The 15,950-nt window shown below is 65.7% G+C and carries 13 protein-coding genes and 1 pseudogene; 6 read left to right on the top strand and 8 right to left on the bottom strand.

Features of this window, described 5'->3' with window-relative positions; translation table 11 throughout:
• The 6 genes and pseudogenes from CH275_RS29790 to CH275_RS16275 form a co-directional block, all read right to left on the bottom strand.
• Positions 1-182 (bottom strand): annotated as a pseudogene (locus CH275_RS29790) (septum formation family protein); the annotation flags it as partial.
• 105 nt (positions 183-287) lie between these two features.
• Positions 288-2,030 carry an Hsp70 family protein gene (locus CH275_RS16295; protein WP_094679386.1) on the bottom strand — a complete coding sequence of 581 codons (1,743 nt, stop codon included), beginning with the start codon at positions 2,028-2,030 and terminating at the stop codon, positions 288-290.
• Positions 2,031-2,079: 49 nt separating this feature from the next.
• Complete coding sequence (locus tag CH275_RS16290) at positions 2,080-3,774, bottom strand: Hsp70 family protein (protein WP_094679385.1); 1,695 nt, start codon at positions 3,772-3,774, stop codon at positions 2,080-2,082.
• Entirely contained in the window at positions 3,771-5,216 is a 1,446-nt protein-coding gene (locus tag CH275_RS16285; protein WP_306436950.1) for a dynamin family protein, read from the bottom strand. The genes CH275_RS16290 and CH275_RS16285 overlap by 4 nt, the downstream gene beginning before the upstream one ends.
• Positions 5,217-5,681, bottom strand: coding sequence for a hypothetical protein (locus CH275_RS16280; RefSeq protein ID WP_094679384.1), 465 nt, complete (start codon positions 5,679-5,681; stop codon positions 5,217-5,219).
• The gene (locus tag CH275_RS16275; RefSeq protein WP_256991062.1) at positions 5,678-7,558 is read right to left on the bottom strand and encodes a dynamin family protein; all 1,881 of its coding nucleotides are present in this window, start codon (positions 7,556-7,558) and stop codon (positions 5,678-5,680) included. The genes CH275_RS16280 and CH275_RS16275 overlap by 4 nt, the downstream gene beginning before the upstream one ends.
• 194 nt (positions 7,559-7,752) lie before the next feature.
• Between CH275_RS16275 and CH275_RS16270 the strand changes: the two genes are divergently transcribed.
• A complete protein-coding gene (locus CH275_RS16270) occupies positions 7,753-8,985 on the top strand; it encodes a DUF7373 family lipoprotein (protein WP_143546789.1) in 1,233 nt (410 codons plus the stop codon).
• A 99-nt stretch (positions 8,986-9,084) separates the two neighbouring features.
• On the opposite strand, the gene CH275_RS16265 is transcribed toward CH275_RS16270, so the two are convergent.
• Positions 9,085-9,636 carry a hypothetical protein gene (locus CH275_RS16265; protein ID WP_094679382.1) on the bottom strand — a complete coding sequence of 184 codons (552 nt, stop codon included), beginning with the start codon at positions 9,634-9,636 and terminating at the stop codon, positions 9,085-9,087.
• A 222-nt stretch (positions 9,637-9,858) separates the two neighbouring features.
• On the opposite strand from CH275_RS16265, the gene CH275_RS16255 reads away from it, so the two are divergent.
• From CH275_RS16255 to tsaD, 4 genes are all read left to right on the top strand, one after another.
• Entirely contained in the window at positions 9,859-11,142 is a 1,284-nt protein-coding gene (locus CH275_RS16255; protein WP_143546788.1) for a DUF7373 family lipoprotein, read from the top strand.
• 93 nt (positions 11,143-11,235) lie between these two features.
• Entirely contained in the window at positions 11,236-11,904 is a 669-nt protein-coding gene (gene tsaB, locus CH275_RS16250) for a tRNA (adenosine(37)-N6)-threonylcarbamoyltransferase complex dimerization subunit type 1 TsaB (protein WP_094679379.1), read from the top strand.
• Positions 11,901-12,392: a ribosomal protein S18-alanine N-acetyltransferase gene (rimI, locus tag CH275_RS16245; RefSeq protein ID WP_179276177.1), complete on the top strand. Its 492-nt coding sequence runs from the start codon at positions 11,901-11,903 to the stop codon at positions 12,390-12,392. The genes tsaB and rimI overlap by 4 nt, the downstream gene beginning before the upstream one ends.
• A complete protein-coding gene (gene tsaD / locus CH275_RS16240) occupies positions 12,389-13,423 on the top strand; it encodes a tRNA (adenosine(37)-N6)-threonylcarbamoyltransferase complex transferase subunit TsaD (RefSeq protein WP_094679378.1) in 1,035 nt (344 codons plus the stop codon). The genes rimI and tsaD overlap by 4 nt, the downstream gene beginning before the upstream one ends.
• Here the strand turns inward: tsaD and CH275_RS16235 are convergent.
• Positions 13,408-15,060, bottom strand: a complete 1,653-nt coding sequence (locus tag CH275_RS16235; RefSeq protein ID WP_179276176.1) for an Hsp70 family protein — start codon at positions 15,058-15,060, stop codon at positions 13,408-13,410. The two genes, tsaD and CH275_RS16235, sit on opposite strands and share 16 nt — an antisense overlap.
• Before the next feature lie 557 nt (positions 15,061-15,617).
• Here CH275_RS16235 and groES point away from each other — a divergent pair.
• Positions 15,618-15,917, top strand: coding sequence for a co-chaperone GroES (gene groES / locus CH275_RS16230; RefSeq protein ID WP_008718149.1), 300 nt, complete (start codon positions 15,618-15,620; stop codon positions 15,915-15,917).
• The last annotated feature ends 33 nt before the right edge of the window (positions 15,918-15,950 follow it).

Below are 15,950 nucleotides of genomic sequence, written 5' to 3'. Positions count from 1 at the left end.
AGCGGTGCCGGAGGAGGCGGGGGGGCGGGCTCGGGGACGGGGGCGGTCGTGTCGTCGGCGTTCGGCGGAGTCGGTACCGTGCCTGGTTCGACGAACTTGGCGTCGTCCGGGTTGCCGGTCACCTGAGGGTTTCCGGAGGCGGGTGTGGTGGGTTCGCTCGAGGTGGGTTCCTGGGGAGGCATGGCCTGCTCCTTTTGTGTGGTGTCTTCGCGGCAATCGTTAGTGAGATGCGCCGATCGATCGCAATGTTCCCGCCGCGGGCGATATTCGTTCGCGGCTGCGGCTTTTCAGAGCAGACCGATTGCCCGCAGAAATTCGAGCGCGTTGTCGTCGGTGGTGAAGTTCGAGAATCGTGCGGACAGGCCGGTGTTGGGGTCGAAGTACTCGGCCGTACTGGTGGAAGCGCTGTACCCCTTGCCGTAGACGATCTTGGAACTGCTTGCTGCGCCGTCGATTACCGCGTCACCGGGGGCCAGGGGATAGTCGCGAATGCCCGCGAGTTGACGCTTGACCTGTTTGATGTCGACATACGAGGTGAAGGTGTGTGCGGGTCCGTAGGTTGACTCGAACAGCGGGTCGAACGTGCTCGGTGAAACCAGCGTGCAGGATGCGATCAGTCCGCCGGTATCGGTGAAGTCGGAGTTGACGCACTTCTCGACCGCACTGTTCAGTGCGCCCGGTAGCGCCGAGCGGATGGCATCGACATCCGATGCGAATGCGGCGGCCCCGCTCGCGGTAGTGGTTCCGCCGGTGTCCGCTGTACTCGAGCTGTCTCGATCGCTGCCGAAGACGATGAACCCGGCGATCAGGGCTGCGATGATCACCACCGCTGCGATTGTCGAGGCGACAACGGTGCGGGCTGCGGGCTTTCTCCGTGCACCCGAGGCCGATGCAGTCTCGGCGACCGGCGTGGTGGCGGTGGTCGGGGTCGGTGCGGTGTCATGGGCTGTGGCCCGGTGCGCGGTGGCAATCAATGCTCCTTGCGCGACAACGGTTTTGGGGTCGTCGAGAGTGGCGATGGGGCCGAGTGCAGCGAGCCGGTCGTGCACTATCGGCACCCGTGACGACCCGCCGGTGAGGTACAGCGCAGAGAGGCGGTTACCGACGTCAACACCGGCGTCGGCCAAGGTCTGACGAGTCAGCTGCACTGCCCGCTCCACATCGTCGGCGATGAGTTCGTCGAACTCGTCGCGGGTGATGTACAGCGTTTCCTGTTGGCCGTTGCCTGCAACGGTCACCGACGCCGATGGGGTCGACGACAGCAGCTCCTTGGCCCGCCGGATGGAGTCCTCGAGGCTGCGGGCCACATGCATGGGCGCACTGCGTCGAATGAAGTCGAGCAATTCGGGGTTGCGGTCGAGTAATTGTTCGTCCACCCAACGGCGCAGTCTCGAGTCCAGGGACTTCCCGCCCAACGTGTTGTCACCCCGCGCGGCGATCACCTCGAACGAGTGCTCGGTGGCTCGCAGAACGGCGACATCGAGTGTGCCGCCGCCGAAGTCGAACACTGCGATCTCGGTTCCTGGCGGCATCGCGCTCGATCTCGAGTAATAGTGCGCCGCTGCTCGGGGCTCGGATACGGTCGCTACCCGCTCGCGCGGATAGCCGACTCGGGCGGCCGCGTCGAGAAGTATGTCGATCTCGCGGGGCGACCACGCTTCGGGATGTGTGAGTATCAATCGGTTCGGTGGAACTCCGCGCCGCATCGCCGTCGCAGCCGTGATGACGGCGTGCAGTACTGCGGCTGCGGGCAGCGCCGACGGAATGTCGTAGCCGTTGACGGTGAGCACTTCTTGGCCGATGACGCGCTTGGGCGACGGAACGAAGGCCGCGGGGTTGGTCTGTGCTCGGTTGATCGCCACGTCGCCGACTTCGATCGAGTGCGGGGACTCGACGAACACCGCCGACGGCATCAGGTTTCCCTGGTGCGTCAGGGACACGACCTCCGCCGCGTCCGAGCCGTTGTCGGCATGTGCCGCAGCGGTATTGGAAGTGCCGAAGTCGACGCTGAGCATCCAACCGGCCATCATGTGCTTACCTCGATATCGTCAGGGGTCGATGCGGCTGCACCGGTGGAAGTCACTGGATCGTCTGTCGGCAGATGCGCCACTGGCCCTCTTCTCGACCGAAATCGAAAGCCAGGATCTCGCCGTCCCCTTCCGCTGTGCTCGGCTCACCGTCGACCGTCGCCTGCAGTCGGATTCTGGTGCTGGCCTTGTCCCCGTAGATCGACGTACCGATGAACTCGGCGGCCGTCAGTTCGAGGTCGCCCGTCGCGGAGGTCGAGGTAGGGGAGGGTGTCGTGCTCGCCCGCTTCTCCCTGTTCGCTGCGCACCAGAACGATGTCATCGCCGCATCGTCGCGGGCGGCCACAGCGTCGAGGTAGTCGTTGGTCACCGATTCGAGTGCCGCTGTGTCGTCCTGCCCGCTCGCCGTGCTGGGCACCGGGTCGGTCGAGTCCCACGGTGCGAGGACCACTGCGGCAACAACGGCACCGGCCACGACGACCACGCCCGCTGCCGCGGCCACCAGCCGCCCACGACCGCGCGTGGGTGGTGCAGGGGAGATCTGCAGACCGGGCCCGCCACCGACGACGGGTGCCGGTTGGGTGCTCGGCGCACCGGAAAAGGCGTGGGATCCCGCCACCGGTGCGGCTCCGAGCCGGTCCGGCAGTGCGAGCAACGCTCCCTGTGCGACCACGGTTTTCGGATCGTCGAGCGTCGCGATCGGGTGACCGAGGGAGTGGAGGGCACGGTGTACCAGAGGTATTCGAGACGATCCCCCGGTGAGGTAGAGCGCGTGGACCGCACTGCCCGTCAGTGCATGTGCCTCCGCGAGGGTGGCGTGCGTCAGAGCGACCGCACGTTCGATCTCGCTCGCGATGATCGTCTCGAACTCTCCGCGTTCGAGAGTCAGTATGTGCTGGCGATCGGTCCGACTGTCGCCGATGGCGATGGTGGCCGACTCGGTGGACGACAGCAGCTCTTTCGCGCGGCGGATGGAGTCGTCGAGGGTTCGGAGCGTGTGCAGTGCCGAGTCCGTGCGGAGGAAGCGCGACAATTCCGGATTCTCGTCGTCGAGTCGACGATCGACCCACCGGCGAACGGACGCATCGAGGTTCTTGCCACCCAAACCGTTGTCGCCGCGGGCGGCGACGACGTCGAAGGTGCCGCGAGCAGTGGCCGACAAGACGGCGACATCGACGGTTCCACCGCCGAAATCGAACACGGCTATCGACGTACCCGGCTCGAGATGCTCACTGCGACTGTAGAAATGGGCCGCAGCGCGCGGTTCCGACAGTGTGGACACCGAACCCGGGCCGTAGCCGGCCCGGTTCGCCGCCTCTTCCAGTACCGCGACTTCTCGAGGAGACCACGCCTCTGGGTGGGTCAGGATCAAGCCCGCTGGAGGTTGTCCCCGACGGTACGTAGTCGCTCGATCGATCACCGACCGCAGAACGGCGGCGATCGGGACCGCGATCGGCAGATCGAGGCCCGCAGCTCGAACGCTGCCCTGCGCGACCAGTCTCTTGGGGGAGGCGATGAAGGAAGCCGGTGCCGTCTGCGCCCTGTTGAGCGCTACATCGCCGACGTCGATTCGATCCGGACCGTCGACGAACACCGATGAGGGCATCAGGTTTCCCTGGTGGGTCAGCGCCACGGCCTCGACCCCGAAGCGTCGTGTGGAGCGTTGGGCCGCAGCGGTATTCGATGTGCCGAAGTCGATCGACAGAGTCCAACTCGGAGTGGGTGCGGGGTGGGTCGGGTCGTTCATGCCGTGCTCCGAATCGTGGTGTAGAGACGTAACAGTTCTCCCAGGGCAGCATCCTCGGCGGCGGTTCCGGCCGAGATCGAGCGCCCTGCTGCCCAATCGATTCGCTGGCTCGCCACCGCCACGACCTGTGCACGCTGGGCGTGGACGTCCAGTCCGAGACGCTCGGAATTGTTCCGTCCGGTGAGCACGCGCATCAACTCGCCCACCACCGGTGAGGAGTCGTCGGCGAGAAGCATGCCGCGCAGTGCCTGGAACAGCAGTACCGGCTGCAGGGCCGGGTCGCGTCGAACGGTGTCGGTGATCGCCCTGATCCGGTCTCTGAAGCTGTGTGTGAACGCCAGTGAATCCAGTTCGGTGAGAACGCGACTCGCTCTGTGCAGGGTGGCGAAGTCGCGCAGCGCGGTGTGCAGCACGCCTCTGAGCGGGTCCACTCCCGACCGTGAGATCAGCCATTGGCTCAGTGCGTACGCACCCCCGGCCGCAGCGGCTCGTCCACCGACCATGCCGTACTCGCCGATCAGGTCGAGTAGTCGATCCCTGGTCGGTGAATCGAGCGGAGCGGGGTCGTCGGATTCCAACAGGTCGAACAGTTCCAGCGGATTCAGGTGCGCCAAGCGGTGCAGAGCGCGAGCATCCGATTCGGTGACACGACCGGTATGGGAAGTCTCGGCCAGCAGCCCGGAAATCGGAATCACGGTCGCGACCGAGGATGCCAACATGGCCGCCAACGTCACCGAGTGAGCTCTGGCATGCTCGATGGGATCGATGCGGCCGAGAGCTCCTTCACCGAAACCGTCGGCTCGGGACAGAACACCCAGTGTGTTCAGCGGCGTGAACCCCAACTGCTGCAAGAACTTCATCTCGTCGGCGCGCGGGGTCGAGTCGAAGAGAAAGATCGCGGCGTCGGCATCGACGCTGGCGGCGCGGGTCTGCTCGTATCCGTCGATGAGCGCCCGATGTGTGGCCTTTTCGTTCTCCACCGTCAGAGTGGCCAGACCCGGTGTGTCGATGAGCGTGACGTCGGACAACGCTTCCGACGGAAGGTACCGATGCACGTACGCCACATCGGCTGCAGGAATTCCCAGGTCCGCCCGATATCCCTGTCGCAGTTCCACCGCCCGACGCTGTCCGTCCGGGGTCACGACGTCTGCGCGCGAGGGCATTCCGTTCTCGTACACGGTGACCACGTTGGTGGCTTCGAGCGCCGCGGTCTCCGCGATCGGTGCACCGATGAGCGCATTGACCAAGGTCGACTTGCCGGCCTTGAGCCGGCCCACCACCACAATTCGCGGCGGACCCCACAGGATGGCTCCGATCCGGTTGGCCTCGTGCATGAGATCCGGTGCCAACGCGGCAAGTCCGTGCAGTCCACGGTCGAGCACGGAGCGCATCTCGATGTTGCGCGCGGCCAGCGGTGTCGCGGACGGTTGCTGCACGTTCACCTAGGCACCTGCCGACGCTGGTCCGTACACCGATACCTCGGTGTACCGAATGATGCCGCCGGGACCGGCCCACCCCGGCCGGACTGCCTCCGCGATCGTGCCCACCCGATCGGGAGTCGGCGCAGCGACGCTGTGCACGGCCTTCTGTGAGCTCGAATCGAACAGTGTTCCGGGTTGCGCGTCCAACCGGACGACACCCACTCGATGCAACTCCTCGGAAATGCGATCGGCCGCCGACACCCCGTCACCAAGGTCGTGCACACCGATGAGCGCGTCGACCAGTCGGCGGTCCGGCCCTCCGTCGGCGGCAGGCGAATCATGATGGGGGACTACGTGATCGCGTGCTGGAGCGTGGGGTACCTGTCGGCGGTCGGGGCCGGCAAAAATCGAGCGAGCGAACCAGCCGACGAAAGCTCCGAGTAGCAGCGCGGCGGCAATCAGCGCCGAGGCGGTCGAGGTGTTCACGAGTTCGTCTCGCTTTCGGTGGCGTCGGGAGTGGGCGGGACAGGGGATGCCGATTCGGAGCTACGACCGGCCGACCGAACGAGCGCATTGTCGATCTCGGACATCGTGGCAGTGACGACTCTGAGATTGTTGGACAGGCGCTTGAGGGTGGCGTCTCGTCCGGCGGCATCGAGACGGGCCGCGTCCTTGGCGTCTGACATCTGCTGTTGCACAGTATCGATGGAGGTTCGGATGTAGTCGCGGTAGCGCACGACAATCTCCGGCCGGCCCAGTGCGAGCGCGGCCTCCAGCATGCGTGCGGTGCTGGCTTTGGCGCTTCCGGTCGTCTCTCGCAGCCAGTTCAACAGGTTCTGTTTGCCGGTCCGCATCGCCTTGTATCCGAGGTTGACGCCGATCCAGACCACTCCGGCCACGGCTCCGACACCGATGAGTGCACCGAGCATCGAGGTACCGATCATGCCCATCGACAAGATGCTGGGATCGAGCAAGCCTTGACGCTTGCTCGCAACCTCACCCGTGGTGAGCGATTCGCCGGACATCGATGCGGCGATGTTGTGCTCGATCTGCTCCCAGATACGGGGTGACTCGAACAACGGTTCTGCGACACGACGCAATTCGTCGAGGAACAGGCGAACTGTGCCGGTCATGGCGGCCAGGAGGTCGGCCTCGATCTCCGCGGTGAACACCTGTGGGTTCTTCCGCAGCACTTCCATACCGGACTTGTTGATTCGTGTCGTCCACTTCGTTCGGACCCGATCGAGTTCACCGTCCAGATGTGTCAGCGCCCGTTGGCGGGCCAGCGTGAGATCGCGTCCGAGCCACTGCTCCCACTGCGCACTGGTGTCCTTGAGCTCCTGCAGTCGGTCTCGCTGAGCGGTCAACTCGGGCAGAGCATTCGAGCCCTGTTCGGTGATGTCGATGTCGGCGCGGATCTTGGCGTGGACCTTGCGTAGACCTTCGAGCGCAGTACGCAGGCCGTCTCGGACGCCACGTTCGGTGCCGTCGCCCAACCCGGCCGCGATCATCTGCCTCAGCTCGACGATGCCCGAAGATTCTTCGCCGCGCCGTCGCGCCTGATCGTCGACCATTTCCTGCGCCACGAGCGCGCGGACACTGGACACGCCGATGACGGGAACCGAGCGCCGAAGGTGCTTGTGGAGCAGGCGCTTGTTCTCGTCGGCCACCGTTCGCCAGCGGCGCAGGTTCTTGTCGGTCTTGCTGACGACGACGATGACCGAGTCGACCGTCGAGGCCACGTCCCGAACGAAGTCCATCTCGGGTGCGGTGAGCGTGGTGCTGGCATCGCTGACCACGACCAGAACGCTGGCCTGCTGCGCCGACTGCACGGACAGCTGGGCGGCGAGCGAATCCAAGCCCCCCGAGCCCGGCGTGTCGACGACGACCACATCTCCCATCGGTGAGTCCGCGACCGGAACGATTGCGCGGGTGGGAAGCGACTGAGTCGCCGGATCCCGCACGTGCGAGCCGTTCACGGTCACCCACTCGGGTAGCTCCTCGATGCTCACCCGACGAGTGCCACCGGGAAACACCAGTTCGGCCAGCCCGGGGCCGCGGTCGGGTTCGGTGGGGACGAAGACCAGCGACGCGGACGTGGTCGCTTCGACTCCGACCGGCGAGACACGGCTCGACACGAGAGCATTGACCAGCGAGCTCTTGCCGCGTTTGATCTCACCGACGACGACGACGCTCTGTCGCCGATCGACCGTCGTGGACTTTTCCTCGGCCAGCGCGGCCGTGGCCTCGAATCCGTACATCCTCAAAATCTTGGTGGCACCGGCGAGTGTCTTGGCGGTGGCAGCATCCGAGCCGACACCTGTGCGGCGCTCCGGCAACGACGGTGTAGCGGTCTCGGACACGTATCGGCGCTCCGTTCTCTACTCGTGGGATCGTGTGCGGTTGTCGTTCGGCGAAACGACCGACGCGCATTCGACGCTCGGGGTGGCGGTTTTGTTCCCGGGTAGTTCGGCTGTGCCCGGCGGGAACAATGACACGATTCCTGGCGTCGGATCGCCGACATCGACTCTCTCGAGAAGGGCACACCATGCGTGCGATGTGGACACGATCGGTACTGGCAACGCTGACGGTGGTGACGCTGGTGACGGGTTGCTCCTCCGGTGGCGACGGCCCGTCGGACGCGTCGGGACAGACGATCGGCGAAGCCGCTGCACCCGGGGAGATCGACCCGGGAAACTTTCGCACGACACCTCAGGCACCGTTCGGCACGGTCAGCGACGAGACACAGGGGCGGGTGATCGAGGGCCAACGGCTCGCGGAATTCGTCGTCTTGCCCAGCGAAGTCGATCCCCGTCTGTTGGACAACTTCAGCGGCACTACCGGAGCGTTCGCCGGAGCGAACTCCGTTCGTGGAGTCCCGTACACCGACGGCCAGGTCGATGTGCTGGCTCGCGAGAACATGATGTTGGGGTTCGCCTCCAACGCCAGTTACCGAGCCGATGAGCCAGGGGTGGACCCGGGTACCCGAAATGCGCTGTATCTCATGGTCATGCGGTTTCCGGACGCGGAGTCCGCTCGGCGTGCCGCGCAGGGGTTGATCGAGCAGTCCTACCTCCCGACCGAGTACAGCCCGGCGGCGGTTGCCACTCCGATCGACGTTCTGCCCGATACCCTCGTCTCGTCCAAGCCCACCGCACTGGGTGGTGTGTCGAGTGATTCGTTCACCGCGCGGGGTGACTACGTGATCTCGGTCGACGCCTCTGCGCCCGCAGGCCGGCAGGATTGGGTCGCGCGCTCGATCGCGACGGCAGTCGACCGCCAGGGGACGCTTCTGGACCGATTTTCGCCGACCCCGTCGGACCGGTTCACCGAACTGCCGATCGACGAGGACGAAGTGCTGGTTCTGACTCTGGAACAGGACGCGGACAATTCGAATCGCGACCGGCGCGCGGTGTACGGCGCCCGCGGCGCAGCGCACACCTCGAACGATTCGACGAAGACGCTCGAGGAGTTCGCGAAGTCGAACAGCGATCGGATGGCCACCGACGGAACCAACGTCTACCGATCCGTTGACGCGTCCGGGGCCGCCGTCATGTACGACATGTTGAAGCAGGAATATCTCGGCATGGGATTCGAGCCTTCGGCCGGGTCTCCCGGTGTACCCGACTCCAGCTGCCTGTCCAAGGACACGACCGTCGGGGTGCAGACGGCATGTCTGCTGCACAAGGATCGCTACGCCGCCGAGCTGTCCACGCTCGAGGACGAAACGAAGGCACATCAGATGACGGCGGCTCAGTATCTGGTTCTCGACACCGCGACCGGATCCTGACTGAGTGGCTGCAGTAACTCGGAACGGCAGCGACGAAGAACGGCCCCGGGTCTGTCGATCCGGGGCCGTTCGTCACGGCCGAGAGTGTGGTCCGTATCGCTACTGCGGGTCGACGCGGCACACCTTCCATGTTCCGTTCTCCCTCAGGTAGTCCAGGCCGAGGATGGTTCCGTCGCCGCCGCCCAGGCTGGGGGCACCGTCGACCGTGGCACCGACCACCACTCGTGCGGTGGCGTGATCGGGCCCGTAGAAGTTCTGTGTCAGCTTCTCGGCGACCACCATGTCGGTTCCGTCCGGGAACGGCGTGGGCTGCGGTGCCTTCTCGGCCCGTTCGATCGCCTGGGCGCACCGCACCGGGGCCAACCCGTCGGGTCCGCCGTTCGATCCGAGGATGCTCAGGTACTGCGAGGTGAGTGCATCGATGTCCTGCGCGTCCCTGTCCTGATCGACCACGGCCGTAGGTGCGGCGTCGGTGTCGGCGTCCTCGGGCTCGGAGAGACCGGGAATCACGATCGCGGCGGCCACCGCGGCCACCGCGACGACACCGATCGACGCTCCGACGATCAGAGCACGCTTCTTGCCGCGTCCTGCGCCCGGTTCCGGCTCGACCGGGTTCGGTGATGCAGGTGAATAGTGTCCGTAGTCCGTCATCGTGTTCTCCCAATCGTCATGTCTGCCTCCGAAGAATCGTCCTGTGCTCGGTAGCCGATGCGTCCGGACTGCGGCGACTGTGCAATGCCGAACGATGCAGCGATCGGACGTCGACCGATCGCTGTTTGTTCCCGTGACCGCCGATCGAATCGCGGGGTCGTCGCGGTGGGAACATTGTGGCGTGACGCCGCGTCTGATGTCCGACGCAGCGAAAGGACAGCTATGAGAAGACGATTGGGACCCGGAGTGATTGCGGCCGCAGCAGCCATGGCGCTGATGGCGGGATGTGGATCGGACACCGATGGATCGACTCCCGACACAGTTGCCGCAGAGACCACTGCCACCGGCGAGAACACCGACAGCGGGGTACCGACAGCGGAGGGCGAGCTCGATCCCGGTGAGAACAGGACGTGGCCTCGGGCGGAATACGCACAGGTCCGGGACGAAACACAGGGCTACATGATCGAGGCGCAACGCCTGGCGGAGTATGTCGCCCTGCCCTCGGCCATCGACTCCGCTCTGGGCAAGAACGCGACGCTCGGAGTGCTGAAGGGTCCCGAGGCCACCGATCTGATTCTGCCGCAGGAAGCCGTTCCGGTTCTCACCGATGCCGGCATGCTGTCCGGATTCTCCACCGGTGGATCCTCGGATACTGCGCCCGATTCGGCACCCGATCCCGTCGGCCGCGCGACGAGCGCCAATGTGCTGAACATCTCGGTGCTCAGGTTTCCCGACGAGGCTGCCGCCGCCGACGCAGCCCGCGGCGTACACGAGGTGTTGATCACCGAGGGCGCACCAGATCAGTACACCGGCGCACCCCGACCGGCCGACACCGAGACTGCCATCGATGTCCTTCCGGAGACCTTGGCATCGTCCAACACGCAGAACGATGCGTTGTCGGTCAACACCCTCACCGCGCGTGGGGATTTCGTCATCTACGTCAACGGGTACTCCGGGTCGGGCGACGAACAGTGGGCCGCCCGAACCATCGCCCGCGCAGTCGACGAACAGGGAACGCTGCTCGATCAGTTCCCGGCCACGCCGATAGGACAGTTCGACTCGTTGCCCATCGACGTCGACAAGGTCCTGATTCTCAGCCTTCCGGCCGAGGAGCGCTCGGTCAACCAGCTCAGTGTGTACGGGGCACGCGGTCTCAAACACTTCACCGTCAGCGGCGACCTCGATGCGGTACTGGACGAGACCGGCACCGATCGCGTCGCGATCGACGATTCGATGGTCTACCGCAGCGCGGATGCCGAAGGTGCCGAAAAGCTCTACCAGGCCATGAACGACGGCGATCTCGAAGACGGAGTCTACGAGCAATCCGCCCCCGCTCCCGGTGTGCCGGGATCGTCGTGCATCTCCAAGGAGTCGACGACGGAGACGACCATCCGGTGCCGGGTGCACGTCGGCCGCTACACCGCGATGGTCGACACCAAGGACGACGAACTGGCGGCACACCAACGGATCACCGCTCAGTACATGATTCTCGACGCTGTCGCCTGACATCGGTGTGCGCGGACCTCGTGACAGGCAGGCGAGGTTCCGCGCACCACGGGAATGCGTACCTGGAGTTGCGGACGCGTAACCTGAACCCTCGTGCTTGTACTTGCCGTCGACACCTCGACCCCCGCCGTCACCGCAGGTGTGGTGCGCCTGACGGAGGCCGCCGGTGCTTCGGTCGAAACCCTCGCCACACGGGTTCGGGTGGACGCGCGGTCGCACGCGGAGGTCCTGACACCCAACATCCTCGAGTGCCTGTCCGAGGCACAGGTCACCTCGGCCGACCTCGATGCCGTCGTCGTCGGCGTCGGACCCGGCCCCTACACCGGTTTACGGGTGGGAATGGCGACCGCGGCGGCGTTCGGTGACGCGCTCGGGCTGCCGGTGTACGGCGTCTGCAGCCTCGACGCCATCGCAGCCGAGGTTGCCGAGCCCGGGTCCCTGCTGGTGGTGACCGATGCGCGTCGACGCGAGATCTACTGGGCCCGGTACGAGGCCGGTGTGCGCGTGGCCGGTCCGGACGTTCTGGCTCCCGCTGAACTCGACCATCTCGGACTCGACGCGGTCGCAGGCTCCGCGCCGCACGCCGCGGCATTCGGTCTTCCGGTTCGCGACGTACAGGCACCGTCACCGGCCGGTTTGGTGCGGGTAGCCGCCGCCGAAATCGGCAGCGGGACACTGCCGGGTCCGCTGGTTCCGCTGTATCTACGTCGCCCCGACGCGAAGACACTCGATGAGCGTGCCGCAGCGAAGGCTCAGCAGTGACGGTGTCGATCGAGCCGATGACGGTGGCGGATGCTACTCGGTGCGCATATCTCGAGACCGTCCTGTTCCCGGGTGACGACCCGTGGGCCGAGGATGCATTCATCGCGGAACTTGCGGCGCCACACAATCATTACGTCACGGCGCGGCAGAGCGGCGAGGTGATCGGCTACGCAGGCATCTCCCTGCTGGGGCAGCCCAGTCGCGGCGCGTTCGTGGTCGGTGAGTCCGAGGTGCACACCATCGGCGTCGATCCGGACCATCACCGCAAGGGAATCGGTGGGAGGCTACTCGACGAATTGCTGCGGGTTGCCGACGAGCACGGTGGGCCGGTCTTTCTCGAGGTCCGCACCGACAACGAGCCTGCAATCGAGTTGTACCGACGCGAGGGGTTCGAGATCGTGGGCACCAGGGCCGGGTACTACCAGCCGAGCGGAGCCGACGCCTTCACGATGCGTCGGCCGGAGAAGACGAAAGGGCCGGCCCGATGATCGTCATGGGTATCGAAAGTTCCTGCGACGAAACAGGAGTCGGGATCGTCCGGTGGAACGCCGGACAGTGTGAGCTGTTGGCGGACGAGGTGGCATCCAGCGTCGACGAGCACGCACGGTACGGCGGAGTGGTACCCGAGGTGGCGTCACGAGCGCACCTCGAAGCCATCGTGCCGACTATGCGGCGGGCGCTGGCGGCCGCCGATATCGACCGTCCCGACGCGGTTGCGGTGACGATCGGTCCGGGATTGGCAGGGGCGCTGCTGGTCGGGGTCGCCGCTGCCAAGGCGTACGCCGCAGCCTGGGGCGTGCCCTTCTATGCGGTGAACCATCTCGGTGGACACGTCGCGGTCGACACGCTCGAACACGGTCCGATGCCGTCGTGTGTTGCCCTGTTGGTCTCCGGTGGGCACACGCACCTTCTTCATGTCGACGATCTGGCTCGACCGATCGCCGAGCTCGGGACCACGGTCGACGACGCCGCCGGGGAGGCCTTCGACAAGGTCGCGCGATTGCTCGGACTGGGTTATCCGGGCGGCCCGGCTCTCGATGCTGCTGCGCGCGAGGGAGATCCGAGCGCAATTGCTTTTCCCCGGGGAATGACGGGCCCACGCGATGCGCGCTACGACTTCTCGTTCTCCGGAGTCAAGACCGCTGTGGCTCGGTTCGTCGAGGCCAGACAACGCGCCGGAGATCCGATTCCGGTCGCGGACATCGCCGCATCCTTCCAGGAGTCCGTCGCCGACGTGCTGACGATGAAAGCCGTGCGGGCAGCGACCGACGTCGACGTCGACACCATCGTTCTCGGCGGAGGTGCCACTGCCAACTCGCGGATCCGCTCGCTGATCGAAAGCCGTTGCGCCGAGCAGGGTTTGACCTTGAGAATCCCGAAGCCGCGACTGTGTACCGATAACGGTGTCATGATCGCCGCTCTGGGCGCTCATCTCGTGGCCGGCGGCGCGCAGCCGTCTGCCCTCACCGCTGTGACCGATCCCGGCCTGTCGGTCGCGACCAGTCAGGTCCCTGGCTGAGGTTCCTGAACTCGAGCCGTGGGCGACTCGGTCGTGAGAGGTACCGACGATTCCCCGGACGGTCGAGGCTCGGTGGTCGGTCCTGACAACTCGGGTGCTGCGACCGGTGGCGACCACACCGTCGGTGGAGCCGTCAGCTCCGGCGTCGGCTGCGCTCCACTCGCGTCGGTGGTCGGCACGCTGATCGACTCGGTGGGCACCTCCGTGTACTCGGGGGTCACCTCGGGCGTGGAATTCGGCGTCGGTTCCGGGCTGATCGGGGTCGATTCACCGGGCTCCGACGGCTCGATCGGCTCGGACGGCGCAACCGGAGTCGTGGTGACGGCAGGCAGAGGCTCGGAAGTGACCCCGGTGGTGAGATCCGGGGACGGCAGCACGGATGTCGGCCCGACCGGCCACTCGATCGGCGGAAGATCGGGTGCTGGACGCAGAGTCGGCGTCGTGGAAGGCGCGACCGATGCAGTGAGTGGCACCGACGATTCGGTGGAGTCGATCGTCGTCGTCGCCGTCGGATCGGAACGATCACCCGGGTTGCGGCCCGTCGTCCGCGCGTCGTCGCCCACGGAACTGCCGTCGGTGATCGATTCGTCGGGTTCGCCGGACTGCGCAGCGGACTCAGCGGAACTTCCGGCCGGCGAGACGCTGGGGTCATCGGCCGGGCTCATGGTCTGCACGCCGTAGGCGAGGACCAGGCCGCCCGCGACGACGGCTGCGGCGATCGCACCGGAGTATCGACCGATCCTGCCGGCGGAGCTGCGCGCACCGGCCACGAGTTGATAGTTGCTACCGACGACCGACGCGGCGACGGTGGCCGCGCCGACGGCAAGAACGGCGTCGGGTTCCGGCAGCCGAATCACGGGGGCGTGGAAGAGGTCGGTGAGGGCGGTGGCGAGCAACGGGATGTGCGCACCTCCGCCGATCAACACGATGGCCTCGGGTTCGTGGGTACCGACGTCGAACACGCCACGGACGAATTGCGCGGCCGTGTCGAAGACCGGGGAGGCCGCCGCGTCGAAGGCGTCACGGGTGACGGTCAGGGGAATTCCGCTGTACCGCTCGATCCGGACCTCGTCCTCGATGGACAGTTGTTCCTTGATCGATCGGTATCGCGCCGACCCGATTCCGCGGTCGTCTCGGATGTCGTCCCGGAGGTTGTCGCGGGTCATGTCCTGGACGAGGTTCTTGACGAGAGCGTCGAGTGCATCGCCGCCCACGGCCTCGGAGCGATCGTGCGCGAGCACCGTTCCTGTGGTCCGGTCGGTGACGGTGACCGACAGGCCCGAGGCACCGAGATCGACCAGCGCGACCGTGTCGTACCTGTCGATCAGCCCGGTCGTCGCCAGGTGCGCGAGTGCCGCGGCGGATTCGGGCACCATGCGAACGTCGCGCGTCGTGTGCGTCAGCGCGGCGCGAATGTTCGCGGCATGCGCATCGCTGCGATAGGTCACCGCGATCGCGTCGGGGGTTCGGTGGCCGGGTATCAGCGAAGCCATGAGTTCGATGGCCGAGGTGACCAGATCGCCCATATCGGTATTCGCCTGGCGATCGGCGGACACCGTCCGGTACTCGACCGTGCGACTACCGTCGGAGTCGACGGTGACGAGAGCCGCGCACACGACGTCGGATCCGGTGGACACTCCCACTCCTACCCGCATGCTGCACCTCCCACCCCTGTTGTCTGCCGAATCGACCGGCTCGAATGCCTTGTCGCGGCACGGCTGTCGATCGTTATCGTTCGGACAGCTCCGTTATCGTAACGTTACTTCCTGCTTCGATGCGAGCTTAATATTCCGCTCGGTCGGTTACCCGATGGATTGCCGACCTGTTCTACCTGGCCTTTCAGTGCACCGATCGGCGTTCGGAATTCTCTCGATATTCGGCGTTTCGGGTCCGAATTCGGCCGATGTGCGATGGCCCGGACAGTAGATTTCCACGGCCCCGGACAGCGGGAGGAGGTCCGCAGTATCGGCTGGAGCGTCGTAGCCGAATCTCGCTTTTCGAACCTGGCGAACCCAGCCCTTGAGTGCTGGCACTCTCGTGTATAGAGTGCTAGTTGGCATCGAGCGAAGTCCCGGCACCCGCGACGACGGGAACGAGTTCGAGCCGTTTGTCAGGACCGCACGAGAAGTACTTACACACAGCTGTCCGGGGATCCGACCCCGGACGCGTACCCCATAACTTTGGAGGGCTCAACGTGGCGAGCGTGAAAATCAAGCCGCTCGAGGACAAGATCCTCGTCCAGGCCAACGAGGCCGAGACGACGACCGCCTCCGGTCTGGTCATCCCCGACACAGCCAAGGAGAAGCCTCAGGAAGGCACAGTCGTCGCCGTTGGCGAAGGCCGTGTCACCGAAAAGGGCAACCGCATCCCGGTCGACGTCAAAGAAGGTGACACCGTCATCTACAGCAAGTACGGCGGCACCGAGATCAAGTACGCCGGCGAGGAGTACCTGATTCTGTCGGCACGCGACGTGCTGGCAGTCATCGCCAAGTAGGCCACAACGCATCCCGCCCCGGAAGCCGATCTC

This window comes from Rhodococcus sp. 06-235-1A, assembly GCF_002258785.1.
GTDB lineage: Bacteria > Actinomycetota > Actinomycetes > Mycobacteriales > Mycobacteriaceae > Rhodococcoides.
Note: the sequence above shows the minus strand (reverse complement) of the source record. Positions and strands in the feature narration are given on the sequence as shown.

Excerpts from the sequence above, each read along its gene's own strand:
- CH275_RS16295 (WP_094679386.1), bottom strand. The coding sequence starts at position 2,030 with ATGATGGCCGGTTGGATGCTCAGCGTCGACTTCGGCACTTCCAATACC.
- CH275_RS16290 (WP_094679385.1), bottom strand. The coding sequence starts at position 3,774 with ATGAACGACCCGACCCACCCCGCACCCACTCCGAGTTGGACTCTGTCG.
- CH275_RS16270 (WP_143546789.1), top strand. The coding sequence starts at position 7,753 with ATGTGGACACGATCGGTACTGGCAACGCTGACGGTGGTGACGCTGGTG.
- CH275_RS16265 (WP_094679382.1), bottom strand. The coding sequence starts at position 9,636 with ATGACGGACTACGGACACTATTCACCTGCATCACCGAACCCGGTCGAG.
- CH275_RS16255 (WP_143546788.1), top strand. The coding sequence starts at position 9,859 with ATGAGAAGACGATTGGGACCCGGAGTGATTGCGGCCGCAGCAGCCATG.
- tsaD (WP_094679378.1), top strand. The coding sequence starts at position 12,389 with ATGATCGTCATGGGTATCGAAAGTTCCTGCGACGAAACAGGAGTCGGG.